The 1,011-nt window shown below is 37.3% G+C and carries 1 protein-coding gene and 1 pseudogene; both read right to left on the bottom strand.

Annotated features, from left to right (window positions below):
• Positions 1-285 precede the first annotated feature (285 nt).
• Entirely contained in the window at positions 286-615 is a 330-nt protein-coding gene (gene imm40, locus VT06_RS16780; protein WP_052750336.1) for an Imm40 family immunity protein, read from the bottom strand.
• Between the two features lie 6 nt (positions 616-621).
• A pseudogene (locus VT06_RS18285) lies at positions 622-1,011 on the bottom strand (hypothetical protein); the annotation flags it as partial.

The raw sequence follows: 1,011 nt of genomic DNA on the forward strand, positions 1-1,011 counted from the left end.
CGGTGGCATTTAACGGGTTATTGTGACCCCATTCATGTTTCAGGCTGCATGTCATTCAATAAAATAATCTTATCCAAAAGCTGTAACCCCAAGACTTTTACTGAATAGTATTTAATTTTTGTTCTGGCCCCAATATTTTAGTACCTTGATAATGAGGTGCTGGATTATTTTTCGGCCAAGGCCAAAGGCGTTGAACTCAATACAATGGTCAATGATCTACTTAAAAAAGATATTTCTCTAATTGAAGGCGTTAAATAATAAAGCCCGCTATTGCGGGCTTTATTATTATTCAGCGACAAGAATATAGAATGTCTCTTTTCCTCTCGGATTATTGTAATTATTTACATAATCTCTAGCTTGGCTAATACTCCGTAACGCAAAAACATCTAATGGCTCTCCGCCTTCTCTTTCACAATACCAATTGTCATAATTTGACTCTGGAGCACCATCAACCAACTCATAAACATCACCACCAAGTACTGATATTCTTTGATCTACAAACTTATCAAAAACAGCTAGAACTTGATCTTTACTCAAAGCCCAATTGTTAATACCCGTATCATGCAACGCTACACCACATGATAAAATCGCTTCAACTTTTTCTGACCAAGCCATTAACCACTACTCCTTATTTGGCCGAAACAGACGGTGGTTTATATTGTTATTTGGTTCTTTTATAAATTCAAACTTGCCATCACGCCCACGATAACCGCCAGGAATTTCAAGCTTATCTCTGACAACTCCATCGCCACCTTTTAGTTTAGATACTTTCCCTGCATCTTGAAAACCTTTAACGCTTTCAGGGAACGAATGAAAATCATCTTGCTTCATCTGATCTTTAACTTTATTAGTATATTTCGTACCTTTAAAGAAATCGTCAGCTTTCCCTGCGCCCTTTGTAACTTGTTTTACAGTCTGCTTCCCTAGCTTAATTAACAGTCCTGCAGGAATCAAGAAATCTATATCTACCGGATTAAGGTAACCAGATTCCGGTTTAATGCTAAAAGTCTG

Source organism: Arsukibacterium sp. MJ3, from assembly GCF_000987765.1.
GTDB lineage: Bacteria > Pseudomonadota > Gammaproteobacteria > Enterobacterales > Alteromonadaceae > Alishewanella.